Genomic DNA, 21,537 nt, shown 5'->3' on the forward strand with positions numbered 1-21,537 from the left:
TATATCAAATCATTTTAGTGATAAGATATGCCCATGCAGGCCGTTCTCAGACATAAAGCCTTAATTGAATTTTTAAGCTATGCCCTACCTGAAGTCTTTGAAGCCTTGGGCCATTCTTCCGAGGATGCTCAGTCTCTTACTAAATCCTTCATTCTCAAAATCCACCATCACGCCGCCAACCAATTAGCTAAAGCAAGAAACCCTGAAATATCCACCCAAACTAGCCAAATGACTAGTCCAGATGATATAATCTTGCTTCTTGAGCAATACTTTGACTCAAGTCAGATCGACCTTGAACTAACCCAAGCCACCTATCTGGCCATCGACTCTGCCATACATCGCATCTCAATCCAAGTCGATCGGGATTGCTGGCAAAAAGTCACCAGCATACTTGAACAAAAAATTGCTCGACTAAAACTAGTATAAATTATAAATATGAATGAATCCATAAAACCTCAACCAGAGACAAACCCTCAAGAAACTAGAGACACCAAGATTGGCTCTCTCTTAAATCTCTTGCGCCAGAAACTACATCTTAACTCCGTTCCTGCCGGACAGTTCTCTCTCGACAACTTTCCTCTCCTACCCTAACATCTCCTCCTCAAATACAAACAAGCAAACTTTCTTCATCACGCCAATTTAAGCTGGATCCACTTATACCCCGAAAATATAAAGTTCATTATTAGTAATGAACTTAAATAAGGCGACCCTCCCCACTTGTTTATCATCATCACCGCCAGTATACCTCCCAGCGCCAAACCATAAATCCACTCCTGCCAATCAATTACTGGCGATGTCTTAGGCTCAGTCGCCATCAGTAACAAGAAAAATCCAAATGTCCCTTCAAATATTATGGCCAACGGCAATCTTCCAACCAGAACCACATAAATTGCCGCGAAAGCCACACTCACTCCAACTAAAGTAGGTATCTTTTTATATACCCAAACCAACCATAAACCAACCGGTAATGTTAGCAACATTGCCACGCTCATATTAAACACAGGTAGTCTAGGCGCAAAACTAACCCCCCACCAAGTGGTTGATAATCCCACCAACGTCATTATCATCAATCCAATCGCAGCCGGATTAAATATTGGTTGACCTTTGAACCTCACCACTGTTTTTATCAACGCCGTCACCAAACCCAGCCCCGCCATTAACCCTGGTTTTGCATCTACATCAGCCAGTAAAACCAGTATCATCACGGTAATCGCCAAGTTGCTTATTCTCGGCTTAGCTCCAAAAGTGGCCAACACCAACAAGTGTGGAACCAAAAATCCTCCCACCAACGAAACCACTCTCCACAACTCCCTCTCGTACCCTCCCTCCAAACGGCTAGATATTGCCAAAACATAAAGTACCAACAGATAAATGACTGTTAACAAAATAGGTTTCCTCCAAAAAGCTAAGTTCCGCATACTCTTTCATCATAATATATTGTCGACCCTAACAAAACGTGTTAGAACAAAGCCATGAACCGTTTTTATCCCATCATTCTCCTCATCGCCGTATTCACACTATCCGCCTGTCAAATATCTGATCTCCAATCACTACTTAAAACAGAACAAGTCATCACTCAAGAACCAAGTTGGACAGTCGATGGTAACACCTACACCACCACCGTTGAATACGATGTTCCTGAAGGCGCGGAGTCAAACTCCTTCTCCCTTGTTATCAAAGACGGCATTATCTCCTCCGTTGAAATCGGCATCACAACCACCAACAAAGCCAGTCTAAAATACCAACAAGACTTCGCCAAAAATATTGCCTCCATTGTTGTTGGTCAAAAAATTTCTGAACTAAAATCCATCGATCGAGTTAGTGGCGCCTCAGTCACCACCACTGCCTTTAACGACGCCCTCCTTAAACTCCAGCAACAACTCCAGTCTTAATTAATGTTTAGCTTCAACCTGACCGGCTTGGGCACCAGTTGGTCTATCATAATCGACACCCTTCGTCCTTCCAACCCCACCCATCTTTACTCTCTACTTCAACAACAACTAGTTGATTTTGAAGCCAAATACTCTCGTTTTCTTTCTACCAGCCAACTCTCACAACTTAACAACTCATCCTCTCCTTCTTATCCCCTCTCTCCCGATTTGCTTACCATGATTAACCTTGGACTTAAGCTCAAGTCTTTAAGTCATGGCCATTTCGACCTCAACATTGCCACCCAACTTGAGGATATTGGTTACGATCAACACTACTCTTTTACGCCTAAAACTGATCACCACCTACATATACCCGGAACTTACCATCTTAAAAACAATCGTCTCATTCGCCGTGGCCAAGTCAAGCTTGATCTAGGCTCGCTCGGCAAAGGCTACCTCATCGATCAACTAGCCCAAACTCTCCACCAGCATCAGACCCCCTATTTCCTCATTGATGGTGGTGGGGATCTCTATGGCACCACCAAAAAAGACCTCTCTCCTTGGAGGATAGCTATTGAACACCCTTTTGACTCCAATATTGCCATCGCCACTCTAAGCTTAAACCATCAAGCCATCGCCACTTCCACCTCTCAAAAACGCCGCTTTGGCTCTTTTCATCACCTTCTTGATGCAAAAAAACACACCCCCGTTAACACTATCCTCTCTCTCACCACTCTTTCTTCATCCGCTCTCACCGCCGATGCCGCTGCTACCGCTCTTTTTGTAACCCCCCTTTCTCTCTGGTCTACCATCACTCAACACACCCAGACTCAATACTTGGCCCTAGATCATCAGCAAAACCTAACCTCCTCGCCGAACTTTCCCGTCAAGATCCTCTACCCTTCCTAATCCACTCGCCGAAATGCCTTTTCAAACATCTCTACCGTCTTTTCATTTCCTGAGCCACCCCGGCCAAAAACGCCGTTCCTAGTAAAGAACTCACCCCCACCACCCCAAACAACAGGCTATATCCAAAACTCGCTGCTATATACCCACCCAGTCCAGCCGTTAATGCCGCTCCAAGATCAGTAGCTGTGTAATACAAGCTCCACTCCAAGGCCTCACTTTGTTTATCGATATGTCTGGTGAAAATCCCCAACCAAGATGGGTACGACAAAGCCCCTCCCAAACCTCCAATAACCTGAACTGCATACACCTGCCAAGGATACTTAACTCCGATATACAAAAACGCCGACAAGGTAATCAGTAGCGAACCAATAATCATTACCCAGTAGTCATCCCACTCACCTCGACGATTATCATTCCATCGTGCCACCGGAATCTGCACCACACTTTTAACCACAAAATACACCGTTGCTGCCATTCCAGCCAACTCCACTCCGCCTCCTACCACTTGCTCTGATATAAAAAACTGCCAAAATTGGATTGATTAACCCCCATCCTGACAACATCATAATATCTGAATAAGTCAGAAACTGAACCACTCGACTTATTTTCAAACTACCAGCCAATCGTGCAAATACCTTTTTCATCAACTCAAGCATACAACAAACTTGCGCTATCATTAACACATGAATCAGCAACAAAGTATTGAAACTAGCGAGCACTTAAAGTCAGCTGTCTACGGAGCTAATGACGGCATTGTCACCACCTTTGCCGTCGTCGCCGGAGTTGCCGGAGCTCAACTATCCTCCTCAGTTGTACTTATTCTTGGTATCGCCAACATGGTCGCAGACGGCATATCCATGGGTTTAAGCAATTATCTCGGCGAGCGCTCGCAACGCCGTTTTCTAAATAACCACAAACACAACCTAATCTTTCACACTGCTGTCTGGCACAATGGCCTTATTACCTTTATAGCCTTTAACCTAGCCGGCGTTCTCCCTCTCTCCCCCTACCTTCTTAGTCTTTTTGGCTTACCCATACCCAATCCTTTCTTGTGCTCCATACTCAGTACCGCCCTAGCCCTCTTCCTTGTAGGAAGTCTTCGCACACTCCTTACCCGTGACTCCTGGTACAAAAATGGCCTTGAGATGTTGCTCGTTGGTGCTCTAGCTGCCACAGCTGCCTATTTCTCAGGTTTCCTAATCAACACTCTAATTAACTAAACCAACACATTTACCCATGATCGCCGTCATTCAGCGTGTCACCCAAGCCTCGGTCTCTATCCCCACCCAAAGCAACTCCATTGGTCATGGCTACCTTGTTCTTCTTGGTGTGGCCGACGATGACACATCTAAAGACGCTCTTTTATTAGCCAATAAAACTATCAAATTGCGTCTCATGTCTGATTCCCAGCAAAAGATGAATCTATCCCTAACCGATTCTGATGGCGAGCTGCTTGTTGTCTCCCAGTTCACCCTGTTGGGTGACGTCTCCAAAGGTAACAGACCCAGTTTTGTAAAGGCTGCTCCGCCCTCACTTGCCCAAAAGCTATATCATGAATATGTCAAAATCATCAAAGACGCTGGTCTAAAAGTTAAAACCGGTTTTTTTGGTCAGTACATGCAGCTTAACCTAATCAACGATGGCCCCACCACTATCATTATCGACTCCAAACAACTAAAACAGCTAAACAAATGAAATACACCAAACCTTCACCAGTTCTAATTCTTTCAATAACCATCCTTGTTTTTTCCTTTCTCTTCATCTCCCTCACCGATTTCCTCTCAGGTAAACAAGTCTTTAACGACTCTGGCCCCACTCTTGACCCAAATATCAATATTCTCTCAGTTGCTCCCGACCCACAATTACCCAACACCTATCAAATCACTTGGGAAATAACTTCCCCCACCCCTCTGCCTGTTACCTCAACCACCATTTACTACGACACCATCTCCACCCCCTCCGCTCTAACCACCACAGACTCACCCTCCGCCCCTTCATATCAGTTCTACTTGTCTGACTATCTCTCCGGACCCTTCACCTCTCCTGGCATCTTTACCGCCACCCTTCAATCTCCTCCAGACGCAATCTCCATTTTCATCCGAGCCTACGCCCATATTGACACCAACCATTACTGGACGCCAGAATACACCATTGATACCAACAGTCTATGAAATCAAAAAAAACCTCTTCTCAATTCTCCCCAGTTCTCTTCCTAATCATCCTCATTCTCACCATTCTTGCCGTGATACTAACCGGATCCTTTCTTCTCACCAATTTCAAGAACCTCCCTTAGCACTCGGTATTGAAATCTGCTAAAATATTGATATATTAACTAGTCTATGGCTATTCTTTTGCAACCTCCAAAAAATCAATCCAGTCCTCGCATCACTCCTCTCGTTACCCTTCGCGAAGGTGTTGTTTTTCCTCACTCTGAAGTCATACTTTCTTTTGGTCGAAAGGGCTCAATTAAAAGTGTCACTCAAGCCGAAAAAAACGACCGTCTCATCGTCATCGTCTCCCAAAAATCACCCTCCATTACCAAGCCCACCTTAAAAGACATCTACACTGTTGGCACTCTTTGTCGCATTCAGCGTACTATCCCTGTTAATAATGAGCTTCATGCCATTGTCAAAGGTATCTCCAGGGTCAAAATTCACGACATCACTATCATCGACAACATCCTCTCTGCCGCCATTTCTAAACTACCCGAAACCCAACAGGAAGACGACTATCTCAAAGCTACCGTCAACCACCTCATCTCCCAAGTCAAAACCGCGGTTAATCTCGGCAAACCCAACATCGAGACCCCTATGCTCATGCGTTTGCTTAACTCAACCGAAACATCCTCAGTTGCTGACCAAGTCGCCTCCATTCTTGAGTTAAGCACTCCCGAAAAACAAGCACTTCTCGAACAAACCGATTTAAAAAAACGCCTCGAACAGATTAATCAACACCTTGATAAAGAAATTAATGTCCTCAAGCTTGAACAAAAAATCGCCTCCAAAACCCAGTCCAAATTTGATCAATCTATGAAAGAAGCAGTCCTCCGTGAGCGAATGCGCATGATCCAACAGGAACTGGGTGAAGACGATGAAGGCGACGAACTCACTTCTTTAAAGAAAAAAATCAATCAAGCTGGCATGCCCAAAGCTGCCAAACAAAAGGCCCTCAAAGACCTCAAACGACTTCAAAAACTCTCTCTCCACAGTCCTGAATCGGGCTACATCAGGAGCTGGCTTGAAACCATGGTTGAAATTCCCTGGAGCAAAAGTAGTGCAAATAATATATCTCTCACTAAGGCTGCCAAGATCCTCAAGCAAGACCATTATGCCCTTGAAGAGGTCAAAGAACGTATCCTCGAGTACCTTGCTGTTATGCAGCTCAAGAAAAAACGAAGCAACAAGAAAATTTTCAAGAATAAAAATGCTAACTCGGCCATTGTTCCCACCATTATCTGTTTTGTTGGCCCCCCCGGTGTTGGTAAAACTAGTGTTGGCCGCTCAATCGCCAAAGCTCTTGGCCGTAATTTTGCCAAACTATCACTAGGCGGCATCAAAGACGAGGCAGAAATCAGAGGTCACCGTCGCACCTATGTAGGAGCCATGCCAGGTAGAGTAGTTCAATCTCTCATAGATGCCGGCACGAACAATCCGGTCATCATGCTGGACGAGATCGATAAAATCGGTGCCGATTACCGAGGCGACCCTTCAGCGGCCTTACTCGAAGTCCTTGATCCTGAACAGAATCATGCCTTTGTCGACCACTATCTTGACACCTCACTTGATCTCTCCAAAGTCATGTTCATCACCACCGCCAATGTCTTAGAAACCATTCCTCCAGCTCTAAGGGACCGTCTCGAGATCATCCAGTTCTCCGGCTACACCCAAGAAGAAAAATACTTCATTGCCAGAAACCACTTGATTCCTAAACAACTTTCCACCAACGCTCTTACCCCCAAAGATATTGCTCTAAGCCCCGCTGCCGTTAGAAACATCAGCAAGTTCTACACCCACGAAGCAGGAGTCCGAAATCTAGAACGTGAAATCAGCAAAGTCTTTCGTAAAGTCGCTCGCAAAATTGCCTCAAGTCGCAGTGTTAAGACTCCCATCAAAATTACCCCTAAAAACCTATCCACCTACCTTGGTCCTCGCAAGTTTACCCATACTATAGCCGATGAGCAAAACCGTGTTGGTATCGCCACTGGCCTTGCTTACACACAAACCGGGGGAGACATTCTCTTTATAGAAGTCGCTCTCATGGAAGGAAAAGGTCGCATCCAGTTAACCGGTCAGCTTGGTGACGTCATGAAAGAATCTGCTCAAGCCGCCCTCTCCTATGTTCGATCTCATGCCAAGCAGCTAAAAATCGACCCCAAGCGTTTTGCCAAGACAGACGTCCACGTTCACGTTCCCGAGGGTGCCACCCCCAAGGATGGTCCTTCCGCTGGTGTTGCCATTACCACTGCCTTAATCTCTGCTTTCACCAACAAACCCATCAACCGACTGGTGGGTATGACTGGTGAGATCTCTTTAAGAGGCAGGGTCATGGAAATCGGCGGAGTCAAGGAAAAAACTATTGCCGGACATCGCTCAGGCCTAAAGCACATCATCCTTCCCAAGGACAACCGTAAAGACCTCGTCAAAGTTCCACCTAAGGTCAAAAAAGACCTCAAATTTAGCTTTGCCACTAATCTAGAAGACGTTCTCAAAATTGCCCTTATTTCTTGATATTCCAGTTAATTCTGATATAATAGAACTATAGTACATAACATTAACTAGGAGGCTAGTGTGTCTAAATTGTCGTTAGCCGAAGCTGTCAGCCTACTTAAGGCAACTCGTTCAGCTTCAGTCAACTTGACCGACTGGAATGGAGAACAAACACTGGTTGGTGACATCAGCATTGAAGGAGATCTGATCGTCTTTACCAACCTCAAAAAACTGGCTCGCATGCGCCACATCGCCCCGACCCCAACCGTGCGCAGTACCAGAAAATTCACCATCCCCCAGAATGCTGAGGTTGTAACTCACGCAAAGGCAATCGCCATTAGCTTCACGACCCCTGAACACGGCGATGTCATCATTACTTTTGTTCCAGAATCCTCCTTCGCCACCGTCTAGTTCTTGCCCGCAGGCAACTCTTCACCCCTGCGGGCACCTCTTTTGACTAAAACAATTCCTGTCAAAACTGCTACTCCAGCCACCACTTGCGCTACCGCCATTTCCCCAATTTGCCAAACTATCTCTTCCGGTCTTAAACTTTCCAGGAAAAATCTAGTTAACCCATAACCGATCAAATAAGTACCCGCTACTCTTCCTCCCGCTCCTTCCCCTTTTTGCCTGATCAGCACCCAAATCAATAATGCAAACAATCCCAAATTTAGTCCTGATTCATACAAAAAAAGTGGGTGCACTTTTCCTTCCACCCCCATCACCTTAATTCCCCAAGGCAAGTTGGTCACCTTTCCATACAGCTCACCGTTGATATAGTTGCCCCATCTACCAATCGCCTGTGCCAAAGGTACTCCCACTACAGCTACGTCTAACAATCTAAACAAATCTAAGCCCAACCTATCTTTGTTCTTCAAATAAAACCAAAGCAATCCAACTCCTCCCCCACCAATCGCTCCCCAAATTCCCAGTCCTCCTCGCCAAACCATCAATATCTCAATCCAATTTTTTCCATATATTTCCCAATAATCCACTACGTGATAAAGCCTGGCCCCAATCAAACCTCCCCCCACCACCCACCAAAATCCCTTTTCAATCACTTCTTTTTTAATCCCCTCCTTCTTTCCCGACCATACTGAAACCTCAGTCGCCAGCCAGATTCCCAACCCTATCAACAATCCATATCCATTTAACCTCAATTCTCCAAGCTCAATCATATCAGCCGATCAACCAGCTCTCCCAGTTTAACTCGCTCAGTTGTATCACTGTCCCTTCGTTTAATCTCCACCTCTCCATCGGCTAGTGTTCTCTCACTTACAACCACCCGATACGGGTTACCAATCAAATCAGCGTCTGCAAACTTAACTCCTGCCGATTCCTCCCGATCATCCCACAACACCTCTACGCCTCCCTTAACCAGTTGTTGATAAATCTCTTCGGCCTTCTCTCCAACCCCCAAACTAACTAGACTCACCATAAATGGAGCCACACTCTCTGGCCAGACAATCCCTCTCTCATCATTGAATCTCTCCACGATCACTCCCATCGTTCGACTAATCCCAATACCATAACAACCCATTACTGGATATCTTTTCTTCCCTTCCTGGTCACTAAATTGCAATCCAAATGCCTTCACATATTTTTCTCCCAAATCAAAAATATTCCCCACCTCTGCAGCCTTTGATGGTTTTAATAACCCCTTACCACAACTTGGACATTCCCCTCCCTCATCATACTTGCCAATATCATCCACATTGACGCAAAACTCACACTCATCACAATACAGAATATTTGCCTCTCCTGCCTCAGTTAATACCTCAAATTCATAAGAAATCTTGTCTGAAAAACTCCCGCCCGACGCCTCAGTAGCTTTAGCCACTAATCCCAAACGACTAAATATCTTAAGGTAAGCCTTCTTTGCTTCCTCGTAAAACTTCTCAAAATCCTCCTGTGACTCATGCCACGAGTACATATCTTTCATGTAGAACTCTCTACCTCTCAAAATACCTGACTTAGCTCTTAACTCGTCTCTAAACTTCCACTGGATATGATAAACCGCTCTTGGTAAGTCTTTGTACGAATTAATAAACTCACTCATCAAAGGCGTCACCACCTCTTCCTGGCTTTGTCCTAATGCATACTCCTTACCAGTGCGGCTTTTTAGCTTGTAAAGCACGTCAATACTATCCCAGCCACCACTCTGCTTCCAGATTCCAGCCGGATGAAGCATCGGCATCAACAACTCCTCGCCACCAATCGCATTCATTTCCTCACGCACTACTTGTTCAATTTTTCTAAGCACTCTCAATCCCCAAGGCAAATATGTGTATATACCCGCTGTAAGTTGTCTTACAAACCCAGCCTGAACCAATAGTCTATGGTTAATTGTTGCGGCATCTTTAGGCGGATTCTTGTCCGGCCTTATCACCGTCTGACTCATTCTCATGGCCTAATCTTACCATCTCTTAGAAATTTAACTCAAAAAACCAGCCTCATCACCACCCCATCAACCACTAGCAACAAGCTAACCCCTCTTACTCTTTAAAATCAAATCCATATTGCTCAAGATCTATCACCCCTTTCTCCACCTCCACCCCCTCTTGTTCCAGCATTCTAATTTTTTCTTCTATTCTTTTTCCTGATCTCTCTCCCCCAAACCCTCCAATCTTTCCGTTGCTGCTAACCACCCGATGGCAAGGAGTCCTAGGCGCATCTGGATTTCTTTTAAGTATCTGTCCCACTAACCTGTACCCCTTACTCCCCGCTACCTCTGCCAACCATTTATACGTTGTCACCTTACCTCTAGGAACCTCTCTGAGTTTCAGGTAAACCTTTTCAGCCAGACTCATCCTCACAATCTTCCTCCGGGCCTAGGTTTGGAAATTAACACTCCCACCATTGTTCCCAGCGGGAAATAAATTAAAGCTAAGTAATTCTTTGTCCAGAAACCAAATACTAACAACGCCAACGCCAGCCCCCAGAATATATAAGTCATTTCTTTGTTAACCATCATTAGTTTCAAAGATAGCATATTTGCCCGCCTCCAATATTCCCTCTATAATTCTCCCTAGATACGTTAATTATTTTTTTAAATATACCCATGTTTTACGCCCTCCTCCCCATCGTCATTTTCGTAATCCTATCCTCTCTCAAACAAATCAACGAGTATGAGCGCGGTGTCGTTTATACCATGGGTCGCTTCACCGGTATCGTTGAACCCGGCTGGCGTTTAGTTTGGCCCATCTTTCAGAGTTTCAGAAAGGTTGATATTCGTACCAAAGCAGTCGATGTTCCCAAGCAGGAGACCATCACCAAAGACAACGTCTCTATCAAAATGAACGCCGTTATATATTACAAAGTGAGAGATGCCGGCAAATCCATCAACGAGGTCGAAGACGTCTTCAGCGCTGTTTCTCAGCTTGCCCAGACCACCATGCGCCGTATTGCTGGCGAGGTCACACTAGACGAACTTCTTCAAAACCGAGAAAAAATTGCCAGCGATATCTTAAAGATCATCGACAAAACCTCTGACGCCTGGGGCATCGATGTCGAAACCGTCGAACTTAAGGACATCGAACTTCCTGAAAACATGGTTCGTACCATGGCCAAACAAGCCGAAGCTGAAAGAGAAAAAAGAGCTACCATCATCAACTCCGAAGGCGAGGTAATCGCTGCCAACAACCTTGGCAAAGCTGCCAATACTCTTGCCAAAGCCCCCGGTGCTCTCCACCTAAGAACGCTCAACTCTATCAACGACATCTCCTCTGACCAATCAAACACCGTCATCTTTGCTCTTCCCATGGAGATTCTAAGAGCTATAGAGGGTTTTGTTAAAGATGGTAAGAAATAAACAGCCTCTCCCAAAATCCCTAGTCATCTTCATACCATTAACCCTCATCTTCCTCTCCACCATCTTCTTTCTCACCTACCGCAAATTTTGGTCCAACCCCTTACCTCAGGGTACTTCCGTCAGTCTGATTGAATCCTCTCCCGAAGACCCTTATGCGAAAAAAAATCCTCCTACACCTGAATCAGTCGACTATCAGGTAACCGAAGTGGCTAGCAATCTTTACGTTCCTTGGAGTTTGGTCTTCACCGATCCAAAAAGACTTCTCGTCACCGAAAGAGACGGCAAGATAAGACAAATAACCGATAATCAACTTAACCCAGATCCACTCATTCAATTCAATGAAGTCATCTCAGAAGGTGAGGCAGGACTTATGGGTATGGATCTTCACCCAAATTATCAAGCCAATCACTACCTTTATGTTTGCCTTACTTACCAATATGACAACGCTTTATATAACAAAATCGAGCGATTAATTGACCACAAAGACTATCTCGCTCGCGATCAAATCATCTTTGATCGTATCCCAGCAGCCAATAATCATGCCGGTTGTAGAATCAAATTTGGACCCGATTCCAAGCTCTACATCACTACCGGTGATGCTCTCCAGAGAAACTTGGCTCAGGATCTTAATTCTCTGGCCGGCAAGATCCTCCGTCTAAACGACGATGGCAGTATTCCCACCGACAACCCCTTCCCTAACTCACCTGTCTACTCCTACGGACATCGCAATCCCCAGGGACTAGCCTGGCATCCTCAAGGACAACTTTTTGCCACAGAGCACGGACCTTCTGGTTTTGATGGTCCCGGCGGGGGAGACGAACTCAATCTCATCAAACCTGGTCAAAACTACGGCTGGCCTCTTGTCAGTCATGACAAAACCCATCCAGACACTACCCCACCCCTTCTTGTCTTTACTCCCGCTGAAGCTCCTTCTGGCGCCTTAATCTACACCGGTTCTCTCTTTCCTCAATTCAAAGACAACCTCTTTTTCACGGCACTACGCGGATCAGGCATTTTTCATGTCATCCTAGACAGTCAAGACCCAACAAAAACCCTTTCCTATCAAAAACTTGAAATAGATCTAGGTCGAATCCGTGATATCATCCAAAGTCCAGACGGCCAAATCTACTTCTCTACTAGTAACCGAGATGGTCGTGGCCAAGTAAGGGATAATGACGACAAAATCTATCGCCTTGAACCAATAACTGAATAATTGTGTGCCATACGGGTCTGGAACCAAAACTACAAACTAAGTTTAAAGCTTTTCTTTTACGATTCTAACAAGCTCATTCGTTGACCACGTAATATTCCATAAAAAAGATGGTAGGAAACCCATTATTCCCATAGATGAAAAGATTAAAAGAAAGACTATTTCTATCCCAACTTTCAAACCGGAAATTAAGTAGATATATATGCATATCAAGGATATCCATCCGACCATCGATCCAATAAAATGAATCCAGCTTTGATGAAGATACCATTCAATATGATAAGTAGGAATCTTATCTTCTTTTTTAGGGTACATAAACGCTTTAACTGCTACCCAACCTCTAAAAAGTGATGCAACAATACCTAATATCAACAGTGTTGTAATAATGGGGTCAGACAATAGAGTTGAAACGATAGAACCAGGTGATGATACGTTTATTTCCGAGTGTGTTCTATATTTCATATATTTTCTATTACAGGATCTAAATCCCGATTTCGAACAATTCGATCAAAAAATAGCAAACAGTATCGGGCTTTTCAGCGCACCCAAACGGGTTGCGCTGAACCTTGCAATATTTGTGACCCCACGGGGAATCGAACCCCGATTACAAGGATGAGAACCTTGCGTCCTAGCCGTTAGACGATGGGGCCAAGACGCCTAAATTCTAGCGTATTTTCCTCACTTTAGCCACCTCAGCACCCTATGAATGACAAGCCGGAAAAAACATCACTCAGCCTGAGACTGCACGTTGTTGTATGTCACCGCCGACAGATGGGAAATGGTCTGGTTCATTTTGTTAAGATCTCTTCCTCGCGTCATCACACATATCAAATAGTTGTGCTTCTTAACATACACAATTCCACAGTCATGCAATTGCATTGAATCTCCCAAATTCCTCTCACCAAATTTATGAGAAATAAGAATATCCTTAGGCAAACCTTTTGGCAAACCCTCTTGATAATCTATCTGAGTCATTAGAGATAATGCCTTTTCTGAGTATGTTCTGCCTAAATATGAAGAGTTATACAAAATCCTAAAGAAAGAAGAGTACTGAACCACGTCCACCAGCTCTTCTTCTGACATCCCAGCTTGTTTAATACCCACCTTTCTCATCAAACTAAATAGACTTTGCTGATCAAGGATCTTGGTAAGCGAAAATAAGGCATTGTTATCAGAGTAAACAATCATCTGAGCTATCAAATCACTTACAGAATACAACTGACCTTCAACCATCTCCTTCTTAATCGGAATATTTTGGTAAAAATCACCGTTTTTTAAATATGGAATTTGTTTCTCCAAAAAACCAGGCTCGCTTGACGCCTGATCATAAAGAGTCATCATTACCGGAACCTTAAGCAAGCTTGCGGGAGTAAATTTCTCCTTCTCATTTATGGCAAATCAAACCCCGTTATCTAACTCTCTAAAGTAATATGACACATGTGTCATATCTCCTCTTTTTACTCTCTCCCTTATCTCACCCTCAATTTTTGACTGGAACGGCGACAAATTGTCAATAATATTTTCCCTTGGCCATGCTGCAATCCAGTAAGGGATTGGTTAGCCCTTCTGAAGATCCTTCAGTTCTTAACTCAAAGTAATTCCCACCTTCCCGAGATTTATCTTCATATATCTTTACAGCCACTATTGTTGAGAGTAAACCAAGCATGAAGCCAGACACCAACAACGCCAGACTAAATAGCGTCCTCTTACTTATACCACTACCCAAAAAAAATCCCTTTTTATCCATACCCCCTTATTCAGTCACGAAATAACTCAAGCTAGTATATCAGCTCCAAAAACTAATAAAAATAATTGACAATCAAGGTACTTTGGCCATATAATACGCTCCTACATCCGAGAACTGCCCATCTCCAAATTAAAGTTCTCCCAATTTCTGGCTACAAAAAACCAAATCCCTGGCTTTCTGTGGTCAAAATTGACTTTTTTGTAGCAAGATACTAAATTATCGCAATACAAAAAACCAAATATGGATAAAAAACCAATCAAAATTACCGTTCAAGGTCGACAGGCTCTAGAAAAAGAGCTTAAAGTCCTAAAAGATGAGCGTCAACCTCATGTCATTAAAAGAGTCGCTACGGCTCGTGAGTTTGGCGATCTTTCTGAAAACGCCGAATACCACGCCGCCCGTGAGGATCTAGCCTGGATTCAAGGACGTATTGAGGAAATCGAACATATTCTAGCTCAAGCTGAAGTAGTCAAGGCCAATGGCGACTCTACTGTTTCTCTTGGTCATCAGGTTGTCCTCCTTACGCAAGACGGCCAAGAACAAGAATTTCACATCGTCGGTGAATGGGAAGCTGATCCCATGGCTCAAAAAATCAGCCACGAATCACCTTTAGGCCAAGCTCTAGTTGGTAAAAAAGTCGGCGAAATCGCCCAATTCGAAGCTCCAGCCGGTACTATTGCCTACACCATCAAAGCCATCAAATAACCATGGATCGAGCTCAAGCTCTAGACTTAATTCACTCCTGGACCACTAACCCCAATCTAATCAAACACATGCTTGCTGTCGAGGCGCAGCTACGTGCCCTCGCTCGTCATTATAATCAAGACGAAGATCTCTGGGGTCTGGCTGGCTTACTTCATGACGCGGATTACCAGCTCTTCGCCAATCAGCCTGAAAAACACCCCAGCAAGATCATCGAAGAACTCCAGTCCAAGAACGTTGACTCCCGTATCATCCAGGCCATCCGTTCCCATGCATGGGGCTGGCAGCCAGGCGCCCCAGAACCCCAATCTCAGCTTGACTGGGCGCTCTATACTAGCGACGAACTCTCTGGTCTAATTATTGCCTGCGCCCTGGTTCGTCCTGATAAAAAACTCAGCTCTCTTACCCTCGACTCTATTCTTAAAAAGTGGCACACTCAGTCTTTCGCTGCCGGTGTTCATCGTGACCACATTCTCCTCTGTGAGACAAAACTAGGCATCAAACTCAATGACTACATCACCATCTGTCTTAATGCCCTACAGGACATCTCTTCAGACTTGGGGCTTTAGTCCGTGCTAGAATAGCGCTGTTAACTCCATCAAATCGGCTAGAATATATTCATGCTTGATATTCAATACATTCGTGACCATCCCAAAACAGTCAGAAGAGCTGTTACCAGCAAAAACCTAAACCCCAAGGTTGTTGATAATCTGCTTGATATTGACCAAAAACGCCGTCAATTAATCGCTCAAGTTGAAGATCTCCGTTCTCAGCGAAATCAGCTCAATCAACAGCTTAAACAAAAACAAACCCCCAAACTAATCACTCAGTCAAAGTCTCTCAAAAGTAAACTCCAAGATCTTGAACCTCAACTTAATCAACTTGAAAAGTCCTTCCAGGATCTACTTCTACAGATCCCCAATTTGCCCTTAAAAGACGTTCCTATTGGCAAAGACTCCTCCGGCAACAAGCAAGTTAAAACCTGGGGTAAAAAACCTACTCTCGATTTTGAACCCAAAAACCACATCGAACTTGGAACCAGTCTCGGTCTCTTTGATCTAGAGCGGGGTGCCAAAGTTGCTGGCTTCCGCGGCTATTACCTTACTGGTGACGGAGTCCGCCTCAGTCTAGCCATCATGCTTTATGCCTTAGATAAACTAAGTGGTAAGGGCTTTAATCTCGTAATGCCTCCCATTATTAACCGTCGCTCTGCTTTTATAAACTCAGGCCACTTCCCCTGGGGTGAATCAGAAACCTATCGACTGGCTCAAGACGAAACTGATCCAGACAACGACTATTTCCTAGCAGGAACCGCTGAGGTCCCTTTAGTCTCTCTCTATGCCAACGAGACTTTTTCTGAAAAAGATCTGCCTATAAAAATGGTTGGCTTCTCTCCCTGCTATCGTCGTGAAATCGGCAACTACGGCAAAGACACCAAAGGTATCTTCCGCGTTCATGAATTTCTCAAGGCCGAGCAAGTCATCATCTGTAAAAACGATCTTGAGGAATCTCTTCAATGGCACGAAAAGCTCCTCTCCTACGCTGAGGAAATCCTTCAAGATCTAGGTCTCCATTACCGCGTCATGCTTATGTGTACCGGCGACATGGGTGAACCCCAAGCCAAAAAATATGACATCGAAACCTGGATGCCTGGACGCCAAGACTACGGTGAAACTGCCTCAGACTCAATCATGACTGACTTTCAGTCTCGCCGAGCCAACATTCGCTATCAGGCTGCTGATGGCACTCTCAAATTTGCTCATATGCTCAACAATACCGCCGCCCCCTCTACCAGGCTCCTCATCGCCATTCTCGAAAACTACCAACAAGCAGATGGAACGGTCAAAGTTCCCGCACCCCTAGTCCCTTATGTTGGTAAAGACTTGCTGCGCCGTGAAGACTAAGTTATTTTTACTTTTCTCCATCATCATCTTCGTCATCTTTGTTGGTTACCTTTTCCATTATCGCTCCAACCTCTCACTTCTCTCCCCCCTATTTTCATCCATCAATCCGCCCGACCTAAAACCTAAACTCAGTCTTCGTCTCTCCATACCCCCAGATCTTGACTACTCCAATCTTTCTACCCCTTCTGGCGTCCCTGAACATATCTCCTACCTCCTCTATCAACCCTTAACCGGTTATGTCTATGCTACTCAAAATCCCACCTCAAAACTCGCCCCTGCTTCTTTCACCAAACTAGTCACCACCATGGTCTCTCTTGATGTCGCTCCCGCCCAACATTTACTTACTGCCTCACCACAGGCCATTGCCAAAGAACCAACCATTCTCGGTCTCAAAGCAGGGGAGCAGCTTACCATCCTCGAACTAGTCAGAGCCTCGATCTCGACCTCCGCCAATGATGCCGCCGCTGTCCTTGCCGAGGGTAGTGCTGCCATATACAACCAACCAATACCATTCTTCATTGACCTCATGAATCAAAAAGCTCAACTTATGAACATGAATAATACTCATTTTGCCAACCCAGAAGGCTATGATGATCACAATCAATACTCAACACTTGAAGACCTATACATTCTTGTCCACAATGTACAACAAAATTATCCAGATATAGTTCAAGCCGGCCTTTCTGATCGAGATGATCTACAAGCTACCAGCACTCATGGTTTTTATTATCTTCCTAACTGGAATACCTTACTTGGTCTTTATCCAGGCGTTAACGGTCTAAAAATCGCCTATACCGGTGATGCTGGCTACTCAACTATCCTTACCTCAACCAGAGCCGACTTTTCGGTCAACCTCATCTTAACCGGTGCCACCTCTATACAGGAGCGTGACCAAATAGCTGCCAACTTATTAGACTTCGCCTATCAAACCCACGGTTTTAAACCCCTCAAACTAACCAACAAAGACTTTCAGACTCGTTACGACCAGTGGCGGGAACTAGCCGACCAAATCAAATCAGAGTTAGCCAATCAGCAAGCCTCCGCCTCAGCCACTCAACCATGAACCTCAAGCAATATCTCATTCCTCAAACCCTCAAGCGATTTCACTCTCAATACAATAACGATATTGAACTAGTCGCCTTCTCTGGCTCTACCAGGCTTGACATGGGTGGACTTACTCAATCAGGTGAAATCATCGAAAAAATCTGGAAAAAAGCTCTAGACGACCTCCTCCCTCAAGATTTCTCTCCCCATTCTATCCTCCTTCTTGGTTTTGGAGCTGGCTCAGCCGCTCATCTTGTTTCCCGTCGTTGGCCCAAGGCCCGTATTACTGGTGTTGAACTTGATCCGGTTGTGATAGACATCGCCCGTAAGCATTTCAAGATCAGCTCAATCCCTCACCTTACTCTCCATAATCAAGATGCTCTTGATTTTGTCAACCAACAAGACAGCCAACTCCAGTTTGATCTTACTCTCGTTGATTGTTATCTAGGAGACCAGTTTCCGCTCCAACTAGAATCACTTAAATTCATCAAAAAACTCACCCAAATATCACCCTTTGTTATCATCAACCGTCTTTTCTGGGGCAAATACCAACCACTCACCCTTGATTTTCATCACCGCCTCAAGCCTCATTTTGCTACCTCAACTACTCGTACCACCTCCAACTACCTCATATCTATTCAAAAACAACGGGGTGTTGGTGACTAACACCCCTGAAATCAAAAACCACAAAACACTACAGATAGTCTCTATCGCGGCTCAGTGCCTGGACTATTTCTTCATCGGTCACCCCGTATGACTTTGCTAACTGGTAACTAAACCAGTAGCAAATCAAACCGATAATCACCAGGCCTATTGGACAGAGCAATGCCAATAATAGTTCCATGACTATCTCCTTTCATGGACTATCTTCAGTTTCCAAATTATAAGCTATTTATCCTTTTAGTTCACCCTTAAACTCCAATTCCGCGGTATAATCAAACCCGTCAACTTATGTTCAACGTCTTTAAAAACCTGCTCGATACCAACCAAAAGGAAATCGACCGTCTCACCAAGATTGTCGCCAGAATTAACTCGCTTGAGGAACAAGCCCAACAACTCAAATCTGCTGACTTTCCCGCCAGGATTAATAACTTCAAGTCCCGTCTCTCCAAAGGCGAATCCCTCGACGATCTTCTTCCTGAAGTTTTTGCTCTCGTTCGCGAAGCCTCGGTCCGCACTCTTAAGATGCGCCCCTTCGATGTTCAGCTCATGGCCGCCATCGCCTTCCATGAAGGCAAAGTAGCCGAACAAAAAACCGGTGAAGGTAAAACCTTGTCTGCCGCCCCCGCTCTAGTCCTTAATGCTCTTACTGGCAAAGGCGCTCACCTGGTGACAGTCAACGACTATCTCGCTCGTCGTGACGCTGGTTGGATGGGTCCTTTGTATCACTATCTAGGTCTTACTGTCGGTGTTATCTACTCCGGCTCTGGTGACTTGCCAGCCGCCATTTATGATCAGGAATACAAAGACCCAGTTCACAAAGACGAGCGTCTCCAACATCTCAAACCCTGCCCTAGACCAGAAGCCTATCAAGCTGATATCACCTATGGCACTAACAACGAATTCGGTTTTGATTACCTGCGAGACAACATGGCCCAGTCTCTTTCGAGCATGACCCAACGGGGTCACCACTTTACCATCGTTGACGAGGTTGACTCCATTCTCATTGACGAAGCTCGCACCCCCCTTATCATTTCCGCTCCCGATACCGAACCCACCGACAAGTACTACCGCTTTGCCCGTCTCATCAATACTCTTTCTGCCGATACAGACTATGAAATCGATGAAAAGCTTCGTACCGCCAACCTTACCGAACTGGGCTTAAAGAAACTCGAGCGCGATCTTAATATCGACAACATCTACGAAAAAGAATTCGACACCGTCCACCACGTCGAACAGGCACTCAAAGCTCGTACTCTCTTCGAAAAAGACCGCGACTACATTGTCAAAGACGGAGAGATCATCATCGTCGACGAACACACCGGTCGCCTTATGTACGGACGCCGTTACTCGGACGGTCTCCATCAAGCCATCGAAGCCAAGGAGGGCGTCACCATCCAGCAAGAAAGCAAAACTTTGGCCACCATCTCTCTCCAAAACTACTTCCGCATGTATCAAAAACTAGCTGGTATGACCGGTACCGCTGCCACCGAAGCAGATGAATTTAAGAAGATATATAACCTGGATGTTGTCGTCATCCCCACCAATCGACCTGTTGCCCGTCAAGACTACCCCGACCTAGTCTTCAAAACCACTCGGGCCAAATACGCCGCCATCTTAGCTGATGTCGAACAACGCCACCACCAAGGCCAACCCATCCTCATCGGCACCAAATCCATTGAGCAAAACGAAGTCATCTCTAGTCTTTTCAAAAGAAAGAAAATTCCTCATCAAGTTCTAAATGCCAAGAACCACGAAAATGAAGCCGCCATTATCGCCCAAGCCGGTGCCGTCGGCGCTGTCACTATCGCCACCAACATTGCCGGCCGTGGAGTCGACATTGTCTTGGGCGGCAGTCCTGACGACCTAAAACCAGACCAATGGCAAAAACAACACGACCAGGTTCTCAAATCAGGGGGCCTTCATGTCATTGGAGCTGTCCGTCACGAGTCTCGCCGTATTGATAACCAACTCCGTGGTCGTTCCGGACGCCAGGGTGACCCAGGCTCGTCCCGCTTCTATGTCTCCCTTGAAGATGACATCATGCGCATCTTCGGAGGTGAACAAGTCTCCCGCCTCATGGAGATCTTAAAGGTCCCTGAAGACCAACCTTTAGAAGCCGGTATGGTCAGCAAGGCTATCGAGACTGCTCAAAGCAAGGTTGAGTCCTTCTACTTCGATCAACGCAAGAACGTAGTCGAGTACGACGATGTCATGAATCGCCAACGGGAAATCATCTACTCCCGTCGTCTTAAAATCCTTGAGGACTCCGAAAAGCAGCCTGAGTCCCTCCGTGCCCGCCTTCAAGCAATTCTTGATGCTCAAATCGACCAACTCACTGGTATCCTTGCCCCAGAAGGTATTACCGAGGATGAGACTAATACTTTGCTTCAAAGTTTCCAAAGCTTGATCCCTCTTGACTCAACCTCCCAACAACAACTCAAAAGCTATATCAGCTCAACCACTAATCCAGACGAGATCAACACCAGACTCAAAAAAATCATCTCAGACGCCTACAAAGATCGCATCACCAAGCTCGGTGATGGCATGATGACCCAGATTGAAAAACTCGTCTCTCTTACCACCATCGATCAACTCTGGATGCAACACCTTGACGACTTAACTGACCTGCGAGATGGTATCGGCCTAAGAGGCTATGCCCAAAAAGATCCTTTAGTTGAATACAAACACGAAGCCTTTGTTATGTTTGAAACCCTTCTCTCTCGCATTGACCTCCAAATTGCCCAACGTCTTTTCAGAGTTCAGGTTCGCCAGCAGCCCCCTCCCGATTTTACTCGTCAAGCTATTGCTCACAAAGCCGATGCTCCTGATGCCACCAGTACCGCACCATCCAAACCCAAATCAACCTCGACTTCATCATCACCTCAAAAACTGGGTCGCAATGATCCCTGTTGGTGTGGCAGTGGCAAGAAATTCAAGAAATGTCACTATCCCCAGATAAGTTAAAAGTTT

At 45.3% G+C, this 21,537-nt stretch carries 27 protein-coding genes and 1 tRNA gene; 18 read left to right on the forward strand and 10 right to left on the reverse strand.

Annotation, left to right across the window (positions count from 1 at the left end; translation table 11 throughout):
- Positions 1-27: 27 nt before the first annotated feature.
- Both MICH65_RS01965 and MICH65_RS01970 read left to right on the forward strand, forming a co-directional pair.
- Positions 28-426: a hypothetical protein gene (locus tag MICH65_RS01965; protein ID WP_161931750.1), complete on the forward strand. Its 399-nt coding sequence runs from the start codon at positions 28-30 to the stop codon at positions 424-426.
- 9 nt (positions 427-435) lie between these two features.
- The gene (locus MICH65_RS01970; protein WP_161931751.1) at positions 436-591 is read left to right on the forward strand and encodes a hypothetical protein; all 156 of its coding nucleotides are present in this window, start codon (positions 436-438) and stop codon (positions 589-591) included.
- 38 nt (positions 592-629) lie between these two features.
- Here the strand turns inward: MICH65_RS01970 and MICH65_RS01975 are convergent, their stop codons facing one another.
- Positions 630-1,418, reverse strand: a complete 789-nt coding sequence (locus MICH65_RS01975; RefSeq protein ID WP_161931752.1) for a hypothetical protein — start codon at positions 1,416-1,418, stop codon at positions 630-632.
- A 54-nt stretch (positions 1,419-1,472) separates the two neighbouring features.
- Between MICH65_RS01975 and MICH65_RS01980 the strand changes: the two genes are divergently transcribed.
- Together MICH65_RS01980 and MICH65_RS01985 are read left to right on the forward strand one after the other, a co-directional pair.
- Positions 1,473-1,892, forward strand: a complete 420-nt coding sequence (locus tag MICH65_RS01980; protein WP_161931753.1) for an FMN-binding protein — start codon at positions 1,473-1,475, stop codon at positions 1,890-1,892.
- 3 nt (positions 1,893-1,895) lie between these two features.
- Positions 1,896-2,780, forward strand: a complete 885-nt coding sequence (locus MICH65_RS01985; RefSeq protein WP_161931754.1) for an FAD:protein FMN transferase — start codon at positions 1,896-1,898, stop codon at positions 2,778-2,780.
- A gap of 31 nt (positions 2,781-2,811) precedes the next feature.
- Here the strand turns inward: MICH65_RS01985 and MICH65_RS01990 are convergent, their stop codons facing one another.
- Positions 2,812-3,285: an MFS transporter gene (locus tag MICH65_RS01990; RefSeq protein WP_161931755.1), complete on the reverse strand. Its 474-nt coding sequence runs from the start codon at positions 3,283-3,285 to the stop codon at positions 2,812-2,814.
- Between the two features lie 178 nt (positions 3,286-3,463).
- On the opposite strand from MICH65_RS01990, the gene MICH65_RS01995 reads away from it, so the two are divergent.
- Genes MICH65_RS01995 through MICH65_RS02015 form a run of 6 tightly spaced genes read left to right on the forward strand, consistent with a single transcriptional unit; the run spans position 3,464 to position 7,897 of the window.
- Entirely contained in the window at positions 3,464-4,000 is a 537-nt protein-coding gene (locus MICH65_RS01995; protein WP_161931756.1) for a VIT1/CCC1 transporter family protein, read from the forward strand.
- A 16-nt stretch (positions 4,001-4,016) separates the two neighbouring features.
- On the forward strand, positions 4,017-4,475 hold the full coding sequence (gene dtd, locus MICH65_RS02000; RefSeq protein ID WP_161931757.1) for a D-aminoacyl-tRNA deacylase: 459 nt from the start codon (positions 4,017-4,019) through the stop codon (positions 4,473-4,475).
- A complete protein-coding gene (locus MICH65_RS02005) occupies positions 4,472-4,951 on the forward strand; it encodes a hypothetical protein (protein ID WP_161931758.1) in 480 nt (159 codons plus the stop codon). The genes dtd and MICH65_RS02005 overlap by 4 nt, the downstream gene beginning before the upstream one ends.
- Positions 4,948-5,073, forward strand: coding sequence for a hypothetical protein (locus MICH65_RS04405; protein WP_256375681.1), 126 nt, complete (start codon positions 4,948-4,950; stop codon positions 5,071-5,073). The genes MICH65_RS02005 and MICH65_RS04405 overlap by 4 nt, the downstream gene beginning before the upstream one ends.
- A 46-nt stretch (positions 5,074-5,119) precedes the next feature.
- The gene (gene lon, locus MICH65_RS02010; protein WP_161931759.1) at positions 5,120-7,507 is read left to right on the forward strand and encodes an endopeptidase La; all 2,388 of its coding nucleotides are present in this window, start codon (positions 5,120-5,122) and stop codon (positions 7,505-7,507) included.
- Between the two features lie 60 nt (positions 7,508-7,567).
- The gene (locus MICH65_RS02015) at positions 7,568-7,897 is read left to right on the forward strand and encodes a hypothetical protein (protein WP_161931760.1); all 330 of its coding nucleotides are present in this window, start codon (positions 7,568-7,570) and stop codon (positions 7,895-7,897) included.
- Here the strand turns inward: MICH65_RS02015 and lgt are convergent.
- The 4 genes from lgt to MICH65_RS02035 all read right to left on the reverse strand — a co-directional run bounded on the left by lgt (position 7,894) and on the right by MICH65_RS02035 (position 10,460).
- Positions 7,894-8,664 (reverse strand): prolipoprotein diacylglyceryl transferase, encoded by a 771-nt coding sequence (lgt, locus tag MICH65_RS02020; RefSeq protein WP_161931761.1) that lies wholly within the window; start codon positions 8,662-8,664, stop codon positions 7,894-7,896. The two genes, MICH65_RS02015 and lgt, sit on opposite strands and share 4 nt — an antisense overlap.
- On the reverse strand, positions 8,661-9,893 hold the full coding sequence (locus tag MICH65_RS02025; RefSeq protein WP_161931762.1) for an aminoacyl--tRNA ligase-related protein: 1,233 nt from the start codon (positions 9,891-9,893) through the stop codon (positions 8,661-8,663). Before MICH65_RS02025 ends, lgt begins: the two co-directional genes overlap by 4 nt.
- Positions 9,894-9,981: 88 nt before the next feature.
- Entirely contained in the window at positions 9,982-10,296 is a 315-nt protein-coding gene (locus MICH65_RS02030; protein WP_161931763.1) for an MGMT family protein, read from the reverse strand.
- Between the two features lie 2 nt (positions 10,297-10,298).
- Complete coding sequence (locus MICH65_RS02035; protein ID WP_236870870.1) at positions 10,299-10,460, reverse strand: hypothetical protein; 162 nt, start codon at positions 10,458-10,460, stop codon at positions 10,299-10,301.
- Between the two features lie 87 nt (positions 10,461-10,547).
- Between MICH65_RS02035 and MICH65_RS02040 the strand changes: the two genes are divergently transcribed.
- Positions 10,548-11,297: a slipin family protein gene (locus MICH65_RS02040; protein ID WP_161931765.1), complete on the forward strand. Its 750-nt coding sequence runs from the start codon at positions 10,548-10,550 to the stop codon at positions 11,295-11,297.
- A complete protein-coding gene (locus MICH65_RS02045; RefSeq protein WP_161931766.1) occupies positions 11,284-12,510 on the forward strand; it encodes a PQQ-dependent sugar dehydrogenase in 1,227 nt (408 codons plus the stop codon). Before MICH65_RS02040 ends, MICH65_RS02045 begins: the two co-directional genes overlap by 14 nt.
- Before the next feature lie 42 nt (positions 12,511-12,552).
- Here MICH65_RS02045 and MICH65_RS02050 read toward each other — a convergent pair whose 3' ends face one another.
- The 4 genes from MICH65_RS02050 to MICH65_RS02065 all read right to left on the reverse strand — a co-directional run bounded on the left by MICH65_RS02050 (position 12,553) and on the right by MICH65_RS02065 (position 14,254).
- Positions 12,553-12,969 (reverse strand): hypothetical protein, encoded by a 417-nt coding sequence (locus tag MICH65_RS02050; RefSeq protein ID WP_161931767.1) that lies wholly within the window; start codon positions 12,967-12,969, stop codon positions 12,553-12,555.
- 116 nt (positions 12,970-13,085) lie between these two features.
- A tRNA-Glu gene (locus MICH65_RS02055) sits at positions 13,086-13,157 on the reverse strand.
- Between the two features lie 76 nt (positions 13,158-13,233).
- Complete coding sequence (locus MICH65_RS02060; protein ID WP_256375685.1) at positions 13,234-13,899, reverse strand: serine hydrolase; 666 nt, start codon at positions 13,897-13,899, stop codon at positions 13,234-13,236.
- 118 nt (positions 13,900-14,017) lie between these two features.
- Complete coding sequence (locus MICH65_RS02065) at positions 14,018-14,254, reverse strand: hypothetical protein (RefSeq protein WP_161931769.1); 237 nt, start codon at positions 14,252-14,254, stop codon at positions 14,018-14,020.
- Positions 14,255-14,494: 240 nt separating this feature from the next.
- Here MICH65_RS02065 and greA point away from each other — a divergent pair, with 240 nt between their 5' ends.
- The 6 genes from greA (at position 14,495) to secA (ending at position 21,531) form a co-directional block, all read left to right on the forward strand.
- Complete coding sequence (gene greA / locus MICH65_RS02070) at positions 14,495-14,959, forward strand: transcription elongation factor GreA (RefSeq protein WP_161931770.1); 465 nt, start codon at positions 14,495-14,497, stop codon at positions 14,957-14,959.
- Between the two features lie 2 nt (positions 14,960-14,961).
- On the forward strand, positions 14,962-15,525 hold the full coding sequence (locus tag MICH65_RS02075; RefSeq protein WP_161931771.1) for an HD domain-containing protein: 564 nt from the start codon (positions 14,962-14,964) through the stop codon (positions 15,523-15,525).
- A 51-nt stretch (positions 15,526-15,576) separates the two neighbouring features.
- Complete coding sequence (serS, locus tag MICH65_RS02080) at positions 15,577-16,860, forward strand: serine--tRNA ligase (protein WP_161931772.1); 1,284 nt, start codon at positions 15,577-15,579, stop codon at positions 16,858-16,860.
- Positions 16,850-17,923 carry a D-alanyl-D-alanine carboxypeptidase family protein gene (locus tag MICH65_RS02085; RefSeq protein ID WP_161931773.1) on the forward strand — a complete coding sequence of 358 codons (1,074 nt, stop codon included), beginning with the start codon at positions 16,850-16,852 and terminating at the stop codon, positions 17,921-17,923. The genes serS and MICH65_RS02085 overlap by 11 nt, the downstream gene beginning before the upstream one ends.
- Positions 17,920-18,570, forward strand: a complete 651-nt coding sequence (locus MICH65_RS02090) for a spermidine synthase (protein ID WP_161931774.1) — start codon at positions 17,920-17,922, stop codon at positions 18,568-18,570. Before MICH65_RS02085 ends, MICH65_RS02090 begins: the two co-directional genes overlap by 4 nt.
- Positions 18,571-18,855: 285 nt before the next feature.
- Complete coding sequence (secA, locus tag MICH65_RS02095; protein ID WP_161931775.1) at positions 18,856-21,531, forward strand: preprotein translocase subunit SecA; 2,676 nt, start codon at positions 18,856-18,858, stop codon at positions 21,529-21,531.
- Positions 21,532-21,537: the final 6 nt, after the last annotated feature.

The organism is Candidatus Chazhemtobacterium aquaticus (genome assembly GCF_009936135.1).
GTDB lineage: Bacteria > Patescibacteriota > Microgenomatia > UBA1400 > Chazhemtobacteraceae > Chazhemtobacterium > Chazhemtobacterium aquaticus.